Source organism: Hylemonella sp. GW821-FHT12C09, from assembly GCF_058807395.1.
Window position 1 is genome coordinate 161,779 of the sequence record NZ_JBXAQQ010000005.1, and the last position, 15,883, is coordinate 177,661.

Annotated in this window: 13 protein-coding genes; 7 read left to right on the top strand and 6 right to left on the bottom strand. The window is 65.9% G+C overall.

Annotated features, from left to right (window positions below; translation table 11 throughout):
* From AC1RRP_RS10335 to ppsR, 6 genes are all read right to left on the bottom strand, one after another.
* On the bottom strand, positions 1-711 hold the full coding sequence (locus tag AC1RRP_RS10335; RefSeq protein ID WP_493035812.1) for a MotA/TolQ/ExbB proton channel family protein: 711 nt from the start codon (positions 709-711) through the stop codon (positions 1-3).
* Between the two features lie 22 nt (positions 712-733).
* Positions 734-1,372, bottom strand: a complete 639-nt coding sequence (locus AC1RRP_RS10340; RefSeq protein WP_493035814.1) for an energy transducer TonB — start codon at positions 1,370-1,372, stop codon at positions 734-736.
* A gap of 184 nt (positions 1,373-1,556) precedes the next feature.
* A complete protein-coding gene (locus tag AC1RRP_RS10345) occupies positions 1,557-2,678 on the bottom strand; it encodes an alpha-hydroxy acid oxidase (protein WP_493035816.1) in 1,122 nt (373 codons plus the stop codon).
* Complete coding sequence (locus AC1RRP_RS10350; RefSeq protein WP_493035818.1) at positions 2,675-3,445, bottom strand: Fe2+-dependent dioxygenase; 771 nt, start codon at positions 3,443-3,445, stop codon at positions 2,675-2,677. The genes AC1RRP_RS10345 and AC1RRP_RS10350 overlap by 4 nt, the downstream gene beginning before the upstream one ends.
* Positions 3,446-3,468: 23 nt before the next feature.
* Positions 3,469-5,754 carry a TonB-dependent receptor gene (locus AC1RRP_RS10355; RefSeq protein WP_493035820.1) on the bottom strand — a complete coding sequence of 762 codons (2,286 nt, stop codon included), beginning with the start codon at positions 5,752-5,754 and terminating at the stop codon, positions 3,469-3,471.
* Between the two features lie 359 nt (positions 5,755-6,113).
* On the bottom strand, positions 6,114-6,935 hold the full coding sequence (gene ppsR, locus AC1RRP_RS10360) for a posphoenolpyruvate synthetase regulatory kinase/phosphorylase PpsR (RefSeq protein ID WP_493035822.1): 822 nt from the start codon (positions 6,933-6,935) through the stop codon (positions 6,114-6,116).
* 215 nt (positions 6,936-7,150) lie between these two features.
* On the opposite strand from ppsR, the gene ppsA reads away from it, so the two are divergent.
* From ppsA to AC1RRP_RS10395, 7 genes are all read left to right on the top strand, one after another.
* A complete protein-coding gene (gene ppsA / locus AC1RRP_RS10365; RefSeq protein ID WP_493035824.1) occupies positions 7,151-9,541 on the top strand; it encodes a phosphoenolpyruvate synthase in 2,391 nt (796 codons plus the stop codon).
* Between the two features lie 195 nt (positions 9,542-9,736).
* A complete protein-coding gene (locus AC1RRP_RS10370; protein ID WP_493035826.1) occupies positions 9,737-10,033 on the top strand; it encodes a hypothetical protein in 297 nt (98 codons plus the stop codon).
* Complete coding sequence (locus tag AC1RRP_RS10375; RefSeq protein WP_493035828.1) at positions 10,030-10,617, top strand: tetratricopeptide repeat protein; 588 nt, start codon at positions 10,030-10,032, stop codon at positions 10,615-10,617. Before AC1RRP_RS10370 ends, AC1RRP_RS10375 begins: the two co-directional genes overlap by 4 nt.
* A 134-nt stretch (positions 10,618-10,751) precedes the next feature.
* Positions 10,752-11,012, top strand: coding sequence for a DUF4212 domain-containing protein (locus AC1RRP_RS10380; RefSeq protein ID WP_493035830.1), 261 nt, complete (start codon positions 10,752-10,754; stop codon positions 11,010-11,012).
* A 2-nt stretch (positions 11,013-11,014) separates the two neighbouring features.
* Positions 11,015-13,141 (top strand): sodium:solute symporter family protein, encoded by a 2,127-nt coding sequence (locus AC1RRP_RS10385; protein ID WP_493035832.1) that lies wholly within the window; start codon positions 11,015-11,017, stop codon positions 13,139-13,141.
* 109 nt (positions 13,142-13,250) lie between these two features.
* Positions 13,251-15,182, top strand: a complete 1,932-nt coding sequence (locus AC1RRP_RS10390; RefSeq protein WP_493035834.1) for a DUF294 nucleotidyltransferase-like domain-containing protein — start codon at positions 13,251-13,253, stop codon at positions 15,180-15,182.
* Positions 15,179-15,829, top strand: coding sequence for an exonuclease domain-containing protein (locus AC1RRP_RS10395; protein ID WP_493035836.1), 651 nt, complete (start codon positions 15,179-15,181; stop codon positions 15,827-15,829). Before AC1RRP_RS10390 ends, AC1RRP_RS10395 begins: the two co-directional genes overlap by 4 nt.
* The last annotated feature ends 54 nt before the right edge of the window (positions 15,830-15,883 follow it).

The window sequence follows — 15,883 nt, forward strand, 5'->3', positions numbered from 1 at the left end:
TCAGGCTTTCTTCATGGGCACGACCTTGGCCTCGCCGCCGCCGACGCGGGCGCCGGTGACGAAGTAGGCGTGCAGGTCGTGGGCGAAGCTGTTGAGCTTGCCCTGGACGGATTTGTTGCCGCGTACCAGTGCGTTGTAGCCCAGCACCGCGGGGATGGCCACGGCCAGGCCCAGGGCCGTCATGATCAGCGCCTCGCCAATGGGGCCAGCCACCTTGTCGATGGTGGCCTGCCCGGCCACGCCGATGCTCAGCAGCGCGTGGTAGATGCCCCAGACCGTGCCGAAGAGGCCGACGAAGGGCGCGGTGGAGCCGACCGAGGCCAGCACGGCCAGGCCGGCCTGCAGGCGTGCGGTGGCGTTGTCGATGCTGTTGCGCAGGCAGCGCGTGACCCAGTCGCTGATGTCCAGGGCGTCGTGCAGTTGCGCCCGGGTGTTGCGGTGGTGCGCCGCGGCTTCGCGGCCTTCCTCGGCGAGATTGCGGAAGGGGTTGTCTTCCTGTGGGCCCAGGCGGTTCAGGCCTTCGGCAAAGTCAGCGCTGTGCCAGAAGCCTTCGGCCTGGCGTGCCAGCTTCTTGTAGCGGATGAGGTCCATGGCCTTGAACAGGATCACCATCCACGAGGCCAGGGACATGCCCAGCAGCAGCAGGGCGACGCCGCGCGTGACCCAGTCACCCTGGGCCCAGACGTTGAACAGACCGAATTGCGATTCCATAAGAGACTCCGGAAAACAAGAATTATTCGAGGACGAAATTGATGGGCACGTTGAACCACATGGCTTCGGCCACGCCATTGCGCCGGCCTGGCGTGTAGCGCCAGCTGCGCACCGTGGCCAGCGCGGCCTGGTCCAGGCGGTCGTAGCCGCTGGAGCTGCGGATCTCGGCCTGCTGGGCCGTGCCGTCCACACCGATCAGCACCCGCACCACCACCTTGCCCTGTTCGCCCAGGCGGCGGCTCAGTGGCGGGTAGGACGGCTTGGGATTGTTCAGATAGGCCGCGTCGCTGGACGGCAGCTCGATGCGTGCCGGCGCTGGCGGGGCGGCCGGCGCCGCTGCCACGGTGCTGGCCTCGATGGCCGCCGGCGCGGCTGCCGCGGGCGCGGCTTGTGCCACCGCGGGCGAAGGCGCCATGGTCGCCACGGGCTGGGGCGTCGGCGGCTGCACCTGTGCTTTGGGTTGGGCCGGTTCGGGTTTGCGCGGCGGGGCCGGTGTCTGCGGTTTCTGGGCCTCGGGGGCGGGGGGGCTGATGAATTCGCTGAGGATTTCGCCGGGGATGATGACCTCGACGGCGCGGCGCATCAGGCCGCTTTGCAGGGCCCACAGCACGCCCACGTGCAGCAGCAGCACGCTGGCGGCGATGAGCAGGCGTCGGTTCATGGTTGGCTGGAAAAGTGCGGGCTGGGCAAGGTTCATATTGTCGGGCTTCGTCCCGGCCTACTTCCGGAAGATCCAGCCGCTGGCCAGCGTGACCAAGGCGAGGCTGCCAATAAGGATCAGGGTGGACATGATGTCTTCGATTATAAATGAGAATTATTCGTATCCAATGAGATGACAACACTTTTCATGCTGATGGCCAGAGCAGGTCGGGCGGGATCTGCTCCAGTGTCCTGCAGCCGCACAGGGCCATGGCCACTTCGAGTTCGTCGCGCAGCAGGCGCAGCACGTGGGCCACGCCCAGGGCGCCGGCGTTGGCTAGGCCGTAGACGTACGGCCGGCCGACGAGGACGGCCGAGGCGCCGAGCGCCAGGGCCTTGAGCACATCGGTGCCGCGCCGGATGCCGCCATCGACCAGCAAGGGCAGCGTGCCGCCCAGCGCGTCGGCGATGCGCGGCAGCACGGCCGCTGTGGTCGGCGAGGTGTCCAGCGTGCGGCCGCCATGGTTGGACACCACCAGACCGGCGACGTTCAGGCCAGCGGCCTGGCGCGCGTCGTCCGGATGGAGCACGCCCTTGAGCAGGATGGGCAGGCGCGTCTGCGTCTGCAGCCAGGCCAGGTCATCCCAGGTCGGGGCCCGGCGCAGCAGGCCATCGAAGAGGGCGCTCTGGCCCGGCATGAGCCGGGGCAGCGTGGCCGAGGGATGGCCGTCGAGGTTGACGGCGCTCACACCGGGGGGCAGGGCAAAGCCGGCGCGGCGTTCGCGGTCACGCGCGCCGTGCACCGGCGCGTCCGCGGTGAGCACCAGGGCTTCGTAACCTGCGGTTTCGGCACGCTGCACCAGTTCACGCGTACAGCCACGGTCGTCCTGCAGGTAGAGCTGGAACCAGAGCGGGCCGCGGCTGGCGTCGTCCCGCACAGCGCGGGCCACGGTTTCCAGCGGGATACTGGCCTGCGTGCTGAGGACCAGGCCGGCCCCGAGCGCGGCCGCGGCGTGGGCCGTGGCGAGTTCCCCGTCCGGGTGCGCCAGGCGCTGGAAGGCCACTGGCGCCAGCAGGATGGGGTGGGCCAGGGTGTGGCCCAGCAGTTGCACGCGGGTGTGGCCGCCGCTCAGGGGCTGCAGCACGCGCGGCAGCAGTTGCAGCGTGTCCCAGCCGCGGCGGTTGGCCGCCAGCGTGAGCTCGTCGGCCGCGCCGCCGCTGAAATAGGCCCAGGCCTTGTCGTCCAGCCGCGTGCGGGCGTGGGCCTCGTGGTCGGCCAGGTTGACGAGCCCGGCGGGCAGGTCGTCCAGTGAGGGTGCCCCTGTCATGTGTCGGCCCACATGCGCAACAGGTTGTGGTACGTACCGGTCAGCGCGGTGGTTTCGGCCCCTTCGCCGTGCTGCTGGCGCAGGCGCAGCAGGTTCATGTCGAGTTCGTGGAGCAGGCGGCGCTGCTCGTCGCTGCGCACCATGCTTTCGATCCAGAAGAAGCAGGCCAGGCGGTGGCCGCGCGTGACGGGGCGCACCTGGTGCAGGCTGGTGCCGGGGTAGAGCACCATGTGGCCGGCCGGCAGTTTGACGGCCAGTTCGCCGTCACCTTGCCGCCGGGCCGCTCCCAAGGCAAGGTGGCCCCCCTCGGGGGGCAGCGAGCTACACGCAGTGAGCGAGCGTGGGGGCACCATGGTGTCGGCGATGCACAACTCGCCGCCCTCGTACTCGTGCGGTTCGGCCAGGAAGACGGTGCAGGAGACGTCGGTGCGCACGCGCTGGCCGCTGTCGGGCAGCGCGCGGATGGCGTTGTCGATGTGCTTGCCGTAGTGGTTGGTGTCGCCGCCGTAGCGGTTGATGCGTGGCGTGAAGACCTTCTTGGGCAGGGCGGCCGAGAAGAACTGCGGGCTGCGGTCCAGACCACGCAGCACCATGGCACGGATCTGGCGCGCCGCCTCGCAGTCGTGCGGCAGCTGTTCGTTGTTCTTCACCTGCGCGGCCTGCGTCCCGGCGCTGTGCCTGCCGTCGGTCCAGGGCGCGTCGGCCAGCAGCGCGCGGGCGCGCTGGAGCTCGTCGGCGTTCAGGATGTCGGGGATGTGCAGCAGCATGGCAGTCGCAGGTCAGGGGGATCTCAGAGCTTGGCGGACAGGGTCAGTTGCACCATGCGGCCGGCACCGGGGATGTAGTGGCCGTCGTACAGCTGGTCGGCATACAGGCGGTCGGTGACGTTGCTGATGTTGCCTTTCAGGCTGTAGCGTTCGCTGAATCTGTATTCGGCCATCAGGTCCAGCGTGGCATAGGCCGGTACTTTCCAGCCCGGGTTGCGCAGCGGCGTCTGTTCGCCGCGGAAGTTCACGCCGGCCCCCAGGCGCAGGGGCTGGGTGATCTGGTAGGTGTTCCACAGCGTGCCGGAGTAGATGGGCGTGAGCGAGGGACGCTGGCCCTGGCCCTCGGCGCCCTGGGCGCCCACGTCGATCATGGCGTCGGGCAGCCACATGAAGGAGCCGAAGACCTCCCACTTCGGCACGGGCCGGCCCGTCACGTCGGCCTCCAGGCCGGAGACGTGGCGACGCCCGGAAAGGACCGCGATATTGAGCAGCGGGTCGGTGTTGCGCTCGTTGAACTTGACGGTGTGGAAGGCCGCCAGGCGCGTGGTGTAGCGCTTGTCGGACGAGTCCAGCTTGGCGCCGAGCTCGAGGTTGTAGCTCTGCTCGGGTGCCGTGTCCACATTCTGTGCGCTCAGCGAGTAGGTGTCGCCTGAGGTGTTGAAGGACGAGCCGGCGGAGACATGGTAGGAGTCCAGCGCATTGGGCTGGAACAGGGCGCCCAGGCGCTGGCTCCAGCCGGCCACGGTCATCTGGTAGTTCGTGGCGGTTTCCGGGCCCGCGGCATTGGTGGGGATGGCGTAGGTGACATAGTTGCCGATCATGTGGTCGTAACGCAGGCCGCCCAGCAGCTTCCACTTCGGCGCGACCTGGACCAGGTCCTGCACATAGGCACCCCAGCCCACGGAGTCGTACTGGTTGTTGATGCGCAGCACGCGCGAGGCCTCGTTGACCGTGGCGCCGTCATCCGGCGAGCCGGCCGTGGTGGTGGGCTTGGTCAGCGTGACGCCACCCTGCGTGGCCGAGCGGGCCGCGTAGACGGTCTTGGTGTCCATGACCGTGTCGACGCCGGTGAGCAGTTCATGCTTGAAGCCCAGGGCTTCGAACTTGGTGCTGTAGTCGCTCTGGGCCACGACGTTGTTCAGGTCCTGGATCTTGTTCTGGGTGCCGCGCGTGAGCACGGTGCTGTCGTTGAAGGTGTTGAGGTCTGGTGTCACACCACCCGGCTGCAGGCCGGCTGCCGCAAACCGAACGGTGCTGGCGCGCTGGTCGCGCGTGTAGACGCCGCGTCGCACCTGGGTCTTGAGTTCGGAGCCGTCATCGTAGCGGTGCAGGTGCGACAAGGTCAGGCTGTTGGCCGTGCCCTTGTTGTAGTCGCTGGCCGCGCCGTAGTAGCTGTTCGGATTGACCGGCAGCGTGGTCGTTTCGGAGGCGGGGGCACCGGCATAAGGGCGTATCCACGGCATGCCGTAGTTGATGCCGTTGTTGTTGACCAGGTTGTACAGGCTCACCGAGTATTCGTTGCGCTCGCCGATGCCCCAGCGATAGGTGCCGGCCACACCGTATTTGTCGATGCTGCTGCCTGCGCCGTTGTTGTCGGCCTTGGTGTCCATCACGTTCAGGCGCAGTGCCGCACTGTCGTCGGTCTTGAGGTTGAAGTCGCCTACCACGCGGCGGTAGTTGTAGCTGCCCACCGTGACGTCGACCTGGTGTTCGTCGATCAAGCGCGGCACCTTGCTGACCTGGTTGACGGCGCCGCCCGTGGAGCCGCGGCCGAACAGCATGGAGGCCGAGCCGCGCAGCAGTTCCAGGCGGTCCAGATGGAAGGTGTCGCGGTCGTAGAAGGCCGGGTCGCGCATGCCGTCGATGTAGATATCGCCCGTGGTGGCCAGGGAAAAACCGCGCAGGCGGATGTCTTCCTCGCCACCTTCTGCGGCCTGGAAGCTGATGCCGGCGGTGTTCTTCAGGGCTTCCTTCAGGGTGTCGAGGTTGCGGTCGTCGATGAGCTTTTCGGTCACCACCGTCACCGACTGCGGGATGTCGCGCAGCTGCTGCCGGCCCTTGCCGATGCCGGTCTCGGTGGCGCGGTAGGCGTCCTTGCCCTCCGGTGCTTCGGCCTGTTCCTTGACGACCACGGTACCCAGGGTCTTGCTGCCATCGGTCTCGGCCGTCTGGGCCAGCGCGCTCATGGAGCCTGCCAGCAGCATGGCGCCCAGCGGCAGCAGTGCGGACGATGCCAGGGGCAGGGACGGGGTGGCCCGCGGTTCGTGGGCGGGGAGGGTTTTCTTGAGGTGGTGTGGCCGTGAGGTCATGGTGGTAGCGCCGGTGGGTTGAAGAAGCGATGGCTGGCTACAACCGTCCCTGGCCCTGGGGGCCGGTGGCGTGGCTTGCTACACAAGATTTACGGAAGTATACACAAATACAAATCATTCGCATTACGTTTATTGCGGTTGACGTAAAAAAACCGGCCGGGCAGGGATGCCGGCCGGTTGTCGGGACGGGAAGGCCCTAGTACTGCGCCCCAGAAGTATCGAAACATGAAAGCGCGCCTTCGCGCGCAGGGCCGCGTTGCAAATCCTCGCCATAGCGAACGCTATGGCTGTGGTTTGCGCCTGGCCCTGCCCACGAATCCATCGCTTTCATCATGTTCCTCTACCTCTGGGTTGCAGCACTAGTAGCTCAGCCGCTCGGGCCGGATCTCCTGCAGGATGGTGGTGGCGATCTCTTCGATCGACTTGGTGGTGGTCGAGAGCCAGCGGATGCCGGCGCGCCGCATCATGGACTCGGCGGCGGACACTTCCATGCGACAGTTCTCCAGCGAGGCGTATTTGGAGTTGGGGCGCCGCTCATTACGGATCTCGCTCAGCCGATCGGGGTTGATGGTCAGGCCGAAGATCTTGGCCTTGTGGGGCACCAGGGCCGGGGGCAGGTGCTGGCGCTCGAAGTCTTCCGGGATCAGCGGGTAGTTGGAGGCCTTCAGCCCGTACTGCATGGCCAGATACAGCGAGGTCGGCGTCTTGCCGCTACGGCTCACGCCGACCAGGATCACGTCCGAGCTGGCCAGGTCGCGGTTGGACTGGCCGTCGTCGTGCGCGAGCGAGAAGTTGATGGCCTCGATGCGGTCGTGGTACGCCTGGCTCTTGCTGACGTCGCTGAAGCGGCCGATGCGGTGGTGGGACTTGATGCCCAGTTCTTCCTCCAGCGGGTTCACGAAGGTGCCGAACATGTCCAGCAACATGCCCTTGCAGCCCTCGTTGATGATCTGGTGCACCTCTTCGTTGGCCAGGGTGGTGAAGACGATGGGCTTTTTACCTTCCACCTCGCCGGTGTGATTGATCTGGCGCACCGCCTGGTGCGCCTTGTCCACGGTGTCGATGAAGGGCAGGCGCACGTGGTGCAGGTCGACCTCGAACTGGGCCAGGATGGCATTGCCGAAGGTTTCGGCCGTGATGCCGGTGCCATCTGAAATGAAAAAGACGGTGCGGTTGGGCATGGCGGTGGACGCTGGTGTATGAAAATTGTTATCGAGTTACATGCAAAAACAGCATGGTTTACCCCGGGTGGGAATAAAATTGCGGATTCACCCATAGATTCTTCCATGCAACGCAACGCCCGACCAGAAAAAGAGCAAAGGCTGGCCGTTGGCATGGGCGCAGGCGGCATCGCGCCGGCTTGTGCACCCCGGTTTTTAAACTCTGGAGCTTTCCCATGTCTGCACTTTTCAGCCCGACCGCCCTGGTCGTACCGTTTGAAAACCTGAGGATGACCGACGTCGAGGCGGTAGGCGGCAAGAACGCCAGCCTCGGCGAAATGATCTCGCAACTGCCCCAGGGCGTGCGCGTGCCCACGGGCTTTGCCACCACGGCCCACGCCTTCCGCGAGTTCCTGAAGCACGGCGGCCTGGCCGAGCGCATCAACGCCAAGCTCGACGCCCTGGACACCGAGGACGTGCGTGCACTGGCCACCGTGGGCGCCGAGATCCGCGCCATGGTCGAGGCCCAGCCTTTCCCGGCCGACCTTGAAAAGGCCATCCGCGAGGACTTTGCCAAGCTGTCCGCCGGCAACCCCCAGGCCACGTTTGCCGTGCGCTCCTCGGCCACCGCCGAAGACCTGCCCGACGCGTCCTTTGCGGGCCAGCAGGAAACCTTCCTGAACGTGCACGGCATCGAGGAAGTGCTGCACAAGATGAAGGAGGTCTTCGCCTCCCTCTACAACGACCGCGCCATCAGCTACCGCGTGCACAAGGGCTTTGCCCACGCCGACGTGGCCCTGTCGGCCGGCGTGCAGCGCATGGTGCGCTCCGACCTGGGCGCTGCCGGCGTGATGTTCACCATCGACACCGAGTCCGGCTTCGAGGACGTGGTCTTCATCACCTCCAGCTACGGCCTGGGCGAGACAGTGGTGCAGGGCGCCGTGAACCCCGACGAGTTCTATGTGCACAAGCCCATGCTCCAGGCCGGCAAAAAAGCCGTGGTGCGCCGCAACCTTGGCTCCAAGCTGATCCAGATGGTCTTCTCCACCCCCGAGGAGAAGAAGGCCGGTGGCAAGCTGGTCAAGACCATCGACGTGCCCACCGAGCAGCGCAACCGCTATTCCCTGACCGATGCCGACGTCGAGCAGCTGGCCAAATACGCCCTGGTGATCGAGCAGCACTACGGCCGCCCGATGGACATCGAATGGGGCAAGGACGGTACCGACGGCCTGCTCTACATCCTGCAGGCCCGCCCCGAGACCGTGAAGAGCCAGGCGGCCGGCACCGCCGAGATGCGCTACAAGCTCAAGGGCCAGAGCGCCGTGCTGGCCGAGGGCCGTGCCATCGGCCAGAAGATCGGTACCGGCCCCGTGCGCCTGGTGCACAACATCAGCGAGATGGACAAGGTCCAGCCCGGTGACGTGCTGGTCACCGACATGACCGATCCGAACTGGGAGCCGGTGATGAAGCGCGCCAGCGCCATCGTGACCAACCGCGGCGGGCGCACCTGCCATGCGGCCATCATCGCGCGCGAACTGGGCATCCCTGCCGTGGTGGGTTGCGGTGACGCCACCGAGCGCCTCAAGGACGGCACCCTGGTGACCGTGAGCTGCTCCGAGGGGGACACCGGCCACATCTACGACGGCCTGCTCGAGATGGAAGTGACCGAAGTCCAGCGCGGCACCATGCCCGAGATCGACGTCAAGATCACGATGAACATCGGCAACCCGCAGCTGGCCTTCGACTTTGCCCAGCTGCCCAACCATGGCGTGGGCCTGGCGCGCCTGGAGTTCATCATCAACAACAACATCGGCGTGCACCCCAAGGCCATCCTCGACTACCCGAACATCGACGCCGACCTGAAGAAGGCCGTCGAGTCCGTGGCCCGCGGCCATGCCTCGCCGCGCGCCTTCTACGTCGACAAGGTGGCCGAGGGCGTGGCCACCATCGCCGCGGCCTTCTGGCCCAAGCCGGTCATCGTGCGCCTGTCGGACTTCAAGAGCAATGAGTACCGCAAGCTCATCGGCGGCAGCCGCTACGAGCCCGAGGAAGAGAACCCCATGCTGGGTTTCCGCGGCGCGGCGCGCTATCTTTCCGCTGATTTCGCCGAGTCCTTCGCCATGGAGTGCGAAGCGATGAAGCGTGTGCGCGAGGAGATGGGCCTGAGCAACGTCGAGCTCATGGTGCCCTTTGTGCGCACCCTGGGCCAGGCCAAGAAGGTGATCGACCTGCTGGGCAAGCATGGCTTGAAGCGTGGCGAGAACGGCCTGAAGATCATCATGATGTGCGAGGTGCCGAGCAACGCCATCCTGGCCGACGAGTTCCTCGAATTCTTCGACGGCTTCTCCATCGGCTCCAACGACCTGACCCAGCTCACCCTGGGCCTGGACCGCGACTCCGGCATGGAGTTGCTGGCGGCCGATTTCGACGAACGCGACCCGGCCGTGGAAGCCATGGTGGCGCGCGCCATCACGGCCTGCCGCAAGCAGAACAAGTACGTCGGCATCTGCGGCCAGGGCCCCAGCGACCACCCGGACTTCGCCAGGTGGCTGGTCGATCAGGGCATCACCTCGCTCTCGCTGAACCCCGATTCGGTGGTCGAGACCTGGCAGAAGCTGGCGAAATAAGGCCGGCGCCCCTCGCGGCGATTCATAAGGTAAGGACCTGAAAACGGGCCGCTCCCACGGGGCGGCCCGTTTTTTCATGCGGTTTCGGGTAAACCCTGTCAGGGATTGACCGCAGAAAGTCAGCCTCAGGTCAGTCCTGTAAGAAGGGCGTAAGCGTGAAGCCAACAATGCCCTGAACCGCATTGATAGGTTCCCATGCTAGCTGTCGCGTCCACCATCAAACTGATTGCTGAAATCGCCCTCCTGGCCCTGCTGGGCCAGTGGCTGCTGGGCCTGCTGGCCGGCGCCAGGAAAGAGCAGAACCTGTTCTATCAAATCCTGCAGATCATGACCCGGCCCTTCGTGAGCGTGGCGCGCCTGCTGACGCCCAAGCTGGTGCTGGACCGCCACGTGCCCCTGGTGGCCTTCCTGCTGCTGCTCTTCATCTGGCTGGGGGCCACGATCTACAAGATTCAGACCTGCCTGCAGATCGGCGTGGAGTTGTGCAAATGAACACCACCCTGAATTACCTCGCCCTCAAGCTGCAGGCCATCGTGCTGCTGGTGTTCAACCAGAAGGTGCCGGCGCTCGATCGTTTCGAGCAGATGCTGGTGCTGCGCCCCGATGACTTCTACGCCCTGGCCAGCCGGGCCCACGTGCTGGCCCAGCTGGGCGAGAAGGCCCAGGCCCTGGCTGCGCAGGAACAACTCGTGGCACGCCATGCGGACAACCTGGCGGCCTGGTTCAACCTGGGTTACATGCTCGAGGAAGCCGGCCAGCATGCGCGTGCCGAAGTCGCCTTTCGCCGTGTCATCGAACTCGATCCCAAGATGGACCGCGCCTGGTATGGCCTGGCCCTGGTCCTGATCCAGGTGCGTCGCTTCGACGAAGCCGTCGCGGCCCTCAAGACCAATACAGAACTGCAGCCCATGAGCCCGTTCGGCTGGTACCAGCTGGCCCGGGTTCATGTTGACAGGCACGAGCCCGACGAGGCGGTGAAGATCATTCGCCATCTCAAGGGTTTCGAGCCGAAAGTGGCCGCCCAGCTGGAACGCGAGACCGGGTTGCGAGCCAACCCGGCTACGCAGACCAGCTGAGCGGGTACTTGATGGCCCCGGTGCAAGCCGCGGCCAGATAACGATAAGCCGCGATCCGGCCTGCAGGCCACGACGTGAGACACGTGGTGATCGCGAAATGCCCGAGAGGGTGACTTTGTTGGAGGTAGGTAAACATGCAGTTGACCGAAAGCCACCGCCAGTATTGGCGTAAGAACCTCAATATCACCGGCATCCTGCTGGCGATCTGGTTCGTCGTGACCTTTGTCGTGAGTTATTTCGCCCGCGACCTGAATTTCAACTTCTTCGGCTGGCCGTTCAGTTTCTGGATGGGCGCGCAGGGGTCGCTGATCATCTATGTGCTGATCATCGGCTACTACGCCCGTTACATGAACAAACTGGACATCGAGCACGATGTTCATGAAGGGGAGGAATAATCATGGCTGGAATGTTTGGTTCTGACGCCGGCGGCCCGACGGGGGCGGCCGCCAACAAGGCGTTCAAGCAAAACCTGAACAAGGTTTACAAGTGGTATACCGGTGGTTTCCTGATCTTCGTGGTGGCCCTGGCCATCCTCGAGCAGATGGGCCTGCCGCGCAGCTGGATCGGCTTCATCTTCCTGCTCGCCACCATCGGCCTGTATGCCGGCATCGGCATCATGAGCCGCACCACCGACGCCGCGGAATACTACGTGGCCGGTCGTCGTGTGCCTGCGGTGTACAACGGCATGGCCACGGGCGCGGACTGGATGTCGGCGGCCTCCTTCATCGGTATGGCGGGTACCCTGTACCTGACCGGCTATGCGGGCCTGGCCTTCATCATGGGCTGGACCGGTGGCTACTGCCTGGTGGCCCTGTTCCTGGCGCCCTATATGCGCAAGTTCGGCCAGTTCACCATCCCTGACTTCCTGGGCGAGCGCTATGGCGGCAACCTGCCGCGCTTCCTCGGCATCCTGGCCGCCATCCTCTGTTCCTTCACCTACGTGGTGGCGCAGATCTACGGCGTGGGCCTGATCACCGCCCGCCTGACCGGTGTGGCGTTCGAGATCGGGATTTTCCTGGGCCTCGGCGGTATCCTGGTGTGTTCCTTCCTCGGCGGCATGCGCGCCGTGACCTGGACCCAGGTGGCGCAGTACATCATCCTGATCGTGGCCTACATGATCCCGGTGGTGTGGATGTCCGTGAAGCAGACCAACGTGCCGATCCCGCAGGCTGTTTACGGCTACCAGCTCGAGAAGGTCACAGCCCAGGAAAAGCGCCTGAGCAACGACCCCAAGGAACTGGAAGTGCGCGAGATCTTCAAGCAGCGCTCCGCGACCCTGGCCGAGAAGCTCAAGGATCCCGCTGCGGCGCTGGCCGCCGACAAGGCCGCTGCTGCGCAGAAAGTGGCTGAACTGAAGGCCGCCAATGCCTCCGGGGCCGACATCACGGCTGCCGAGAAGGCCCTGGCTGCCCTGCCCAAGGACGCCGATGCTGCCAAGAAGGCCTGGACGGCTGCGAAGGCTGGTGCGGACGCCAAGTCCAGGCCGCTGAACAACATGCCGCCCCACGCGGCCCAGTTCTCGGGAGACCCCAATGGTGATGCCGCGGCACAGAAGGCTTACGACGTTTCGCGCCGTAACTTCCTGGCGCTGATCTTCTGCCTGATGGTGGGGACGGCCGCGCTGCCGCACATCCTGATGCGCTACTACACCGTGCCCAGCGTGCGCGAAGCCCGTGAGTCGGTGACCTGGTCGCTGTTCTTCATCTTCCTGCTGTACTTCACGGCGCCGGCCCTGGCCGTGCTGGTGAAGTTCGAGGTGTTCACGGTGCTGATCGGCACGCCGTTTGACCAGTTGCCGTTCTGGATCGCGGAATGGAACAAGGTCGACCCGTCCCTGCTGTCGGTGACTGACATCAACAAGGACGGCATCCTGCAGCTCAACGAGATGAGCATCGGCGGCGACATCATCGTGCTGGCGGCTCCCGCCATCGGTGGTCTGCCCTATGTGATCTCCGGCCTGGTGGCTGCCGGTGGCCTGGCCGCGGCGCTGTCGACTGCCGACGGCCTGCTGCTGACCATCGCCAACGCGCTGTCGCACGACCTGTACTACAAGATGATCGATCCGAACGCTTCCACCGCCCGCCGCGTGACCATCTCCAAGGTCCTGCTGCTGGTTGTGGCCCTGTGTGCCGCCTACGTGGCGGCGCAGAAGCCGGCCGACATCCTGTTCCTGGTCTCCGCAGCGTTCTCGTTCGCGGCGGCGGCGTTCTTCCCGGTGCTGGTCCTGGGCATCTTCTGGAAGCGCGCCAGCAACATCGGGGCCTCGCTGGGCATGATCGCCGGCCTGGGCACGACCTTCTACTACATGGTCACGACCCAGCCCTGGCTGCGCGGCGTCTTCGGTGTCACCTCGCCGGTTCAGCTCTGGTGGGACATCCAGCCGATCTCGGCCGGTCTGTTCGGTGTTCCGGTGGGTTTTGCCGTGATCATCCTGGTCAGCCTGGTGACGCCGGCCCCGAGCCAGAAGGTTCAGGAACTGGTCGACCACGTCCGCTACCCGAACCTGGGTGGCAGCAAGGCTTGATGACAACCTGACCCACGTCAGGACTTGAAGCCCGGCAACGCAGGTTGCCGGGCTTTTTTCATGGTGTTTACGCTAAGCTCTAAGCTGGCTTGTGAGGAGACAGCCACCCATGGCAGCACCCAACATGACGACTCCGGCGAGTTCCGGCGCCACCACTTCAGTGGCCGCCCAGGTACCTTCGGGCAGCCTGCTTGCGAACCTGCGTCAGGAACTGGCACGCTACACGCCGTTTTCGCAGATGGCTGCGCCGGAACTTGATTTTTTCCTGGCCCATGCCGAGCAGCTCTACTTCGCGCCCGGCGAGACGCTGATCGAGCCCGCCAGCGGCGAGGTCACCCAACTCTTTTTCATACGCCAGGGGGCGGTCACCGGCAAGCGTGGCCTGGCCGATCTCTCGGGCGGCGCCTTCCAGTTCGAGGCCGGGGACCTGTTCCCGATCAGCGCGGCGATCGCCAAGCGCGCCGTGACGGCCAGCTACGAGGCCACGGCCGATACCTTTGTGCTTGCGCTTCCCGCCGATGCCATGCAGGCGCTGGCGCTCAAGAGTGTGCCCTTCGCTGATTTCCTCAACCGGCGCGTGCTCAAGTTTCTCGAACTTTCGCGCCAGGCCCTGCAGGTGGCCTACTCCTCGCGCACCCTGGCCGAGCAGTCCCTGGAGACGCGTCTGGGCGATTTGACGCCGCGTACGCCCGTCACCTGCCGGCCCCATACGCCGCTGCGCGAGGCGCTGACCGAGATGCACCAGCGCCGCATCGGCTCCATGCTCGTGACCAGCGAGCGCGGCGAGCCGCTGGGCATCCTCTCGCGTGACGACATACTGGGGCGGGTGACGCTGCAGGAGGTGCCGCTGGAGACGCCGATCGGCGATGTCATGGCGCAGCCGGTGCACCATCTGACGCAAGAACACACGGCCGAAGACGCGGCCCTGCTGATGAGCCGTCACACCATCCGCCATGTGCCCATCACACGTGACGGCGTGGTGGTGGGCATCGTTTCGGAGCGGGATCTATTTGCCATGCAGCGCCTGAGCCTCAAGCACGTCAGCACCTCGATCCGCGGTGCCGCCGATGTGGACACGCTCAAGCTGGTGGCGCAGGACATCCGTCGCTTTGCGCGCAGCCTGCTGAGCCAGGGCGTGCAGGCGCGCCAGCTCACGGCCCTCATCAGTCACCTCAACGATGTGCTGACCGAACGCCTGCTGGAGCTCAAGGCGGCGCAGCACGGTGTCGAACTGGGTCGCCTGTGCTGGCTGGCGCTGGGTTCAGAGGGGCGCAGCGAGCAGACCATCGCCACCGACCAGGACAACGCCCTGATCCTCCCCGACGACAGCACGCCCGCGCAGCGCCAGCAGGCGCTGGCCTTTGCGCGCGATGTCAACCAGGCGCTGGACGCGTGCGGCTATCCGCTGTGCAAGGGCGGCATCATGGCCGGCAACCCGGAATGCTGCCTGACGCTGCGCGAGTGGCGCGAGCGTTTTTCGCACTGGATCGAACACGGCGCCCCGCAGGACCTGCTCAATGCCAGCATCTATTTCGACTTCCGGCCGCTGGCGGGCGACGTCACGCTGGCCCAGACCCTGCGATCGGAAGTCGACCGGTCGGCACAGCTGGTGCCGCGCTTCCTCAAGCAGATGGCGCTCAACGCGCTCACACGCACGCCGCCCCTGAGCTGGGTGGGCGGCCTCGCAGCCGACGATCAGGGCCTGATCGACCTGAAGCTGCAGGGCACGGCCCTGTTCGTCGATGCAGCGCGCCTCTATGGCCTGGCCCAGGGGCTGGCGGCCACTGCCACGCGCGAACGACTGGAGGCCGTGGGGCCGGTGCTGGGTGTGGAGGCCGCGGAGTACGAGGCCTGGGTGCGCGGATTCGAGTTCCTGCAGATGTTGCGCCTGCAGATCCAGCTGGAGGGCACGGCCACGGGCGACCAGCCCAACCACATCCGGGTCGACAGCCTCAACGACATCGACCGGCGCATCCTGAAGGAAGCCTTCCGTGTGGCGCGCACCCTGCAGCAGCGCATCCAGCTGGACTACGAGCGATGAGCCTGCTGGACTGGCTGCCTGGAGCGCGGGCCCGTACCCCGGTGAACGAGGAGCGCTGGGTCATGCTGGACGTGGAAACCAGCGGGCTGGATCCGCACCACGATCGCCTGCTGGCCATCGCCGCCATCGCCCTGCGCGTGGATTGGGGGCGCCGTCGCCTGAGCGTGGACCTGGGCGACAGCTTCGAGGTGGTGCTGCGCCAGGAGCAGGTCACGGCCGCCAAGGACAACATCCTGCTGCATGGCATCGGCGTGCAGCGCCAGCGCGAAGGCATGGCCCCCGGGGCGGCCCTGGAAGCCTTTGCCGGTTTTGTCGGGCAGTCGCCCCTGCTGGCCTTCCATGCGGCCTTCGATGAGGCCATGATCACGCGTCACATGCGCCTGTACCTGGCGCGCACGCTGCCCAACCCCTGGGTGGACATCGAGCACCTGTGCGCCGTCACGCACGAAAAGGTACGGGCCCGTTCCCTGGACGAGTGGATGCGGCACTTCGGCATCGAGTGCGCGGTGCGCCACCAGGCCGCTGCCGACACCCTGGCTGAATGCGAGCTGCTGCTGCGCGTCTGGCCGCGCGTGGCGGCCCAGTGTGCCGACTGGCGCGGGGTGCAGCGCCTGGCCCGCCAGCAGGGCTGGATTGCCCGCGCCTGACGGCCATCCCAAGGCCAGCTGGCCACGGTGGCCTGGTTGGGCTATAATGCTCGG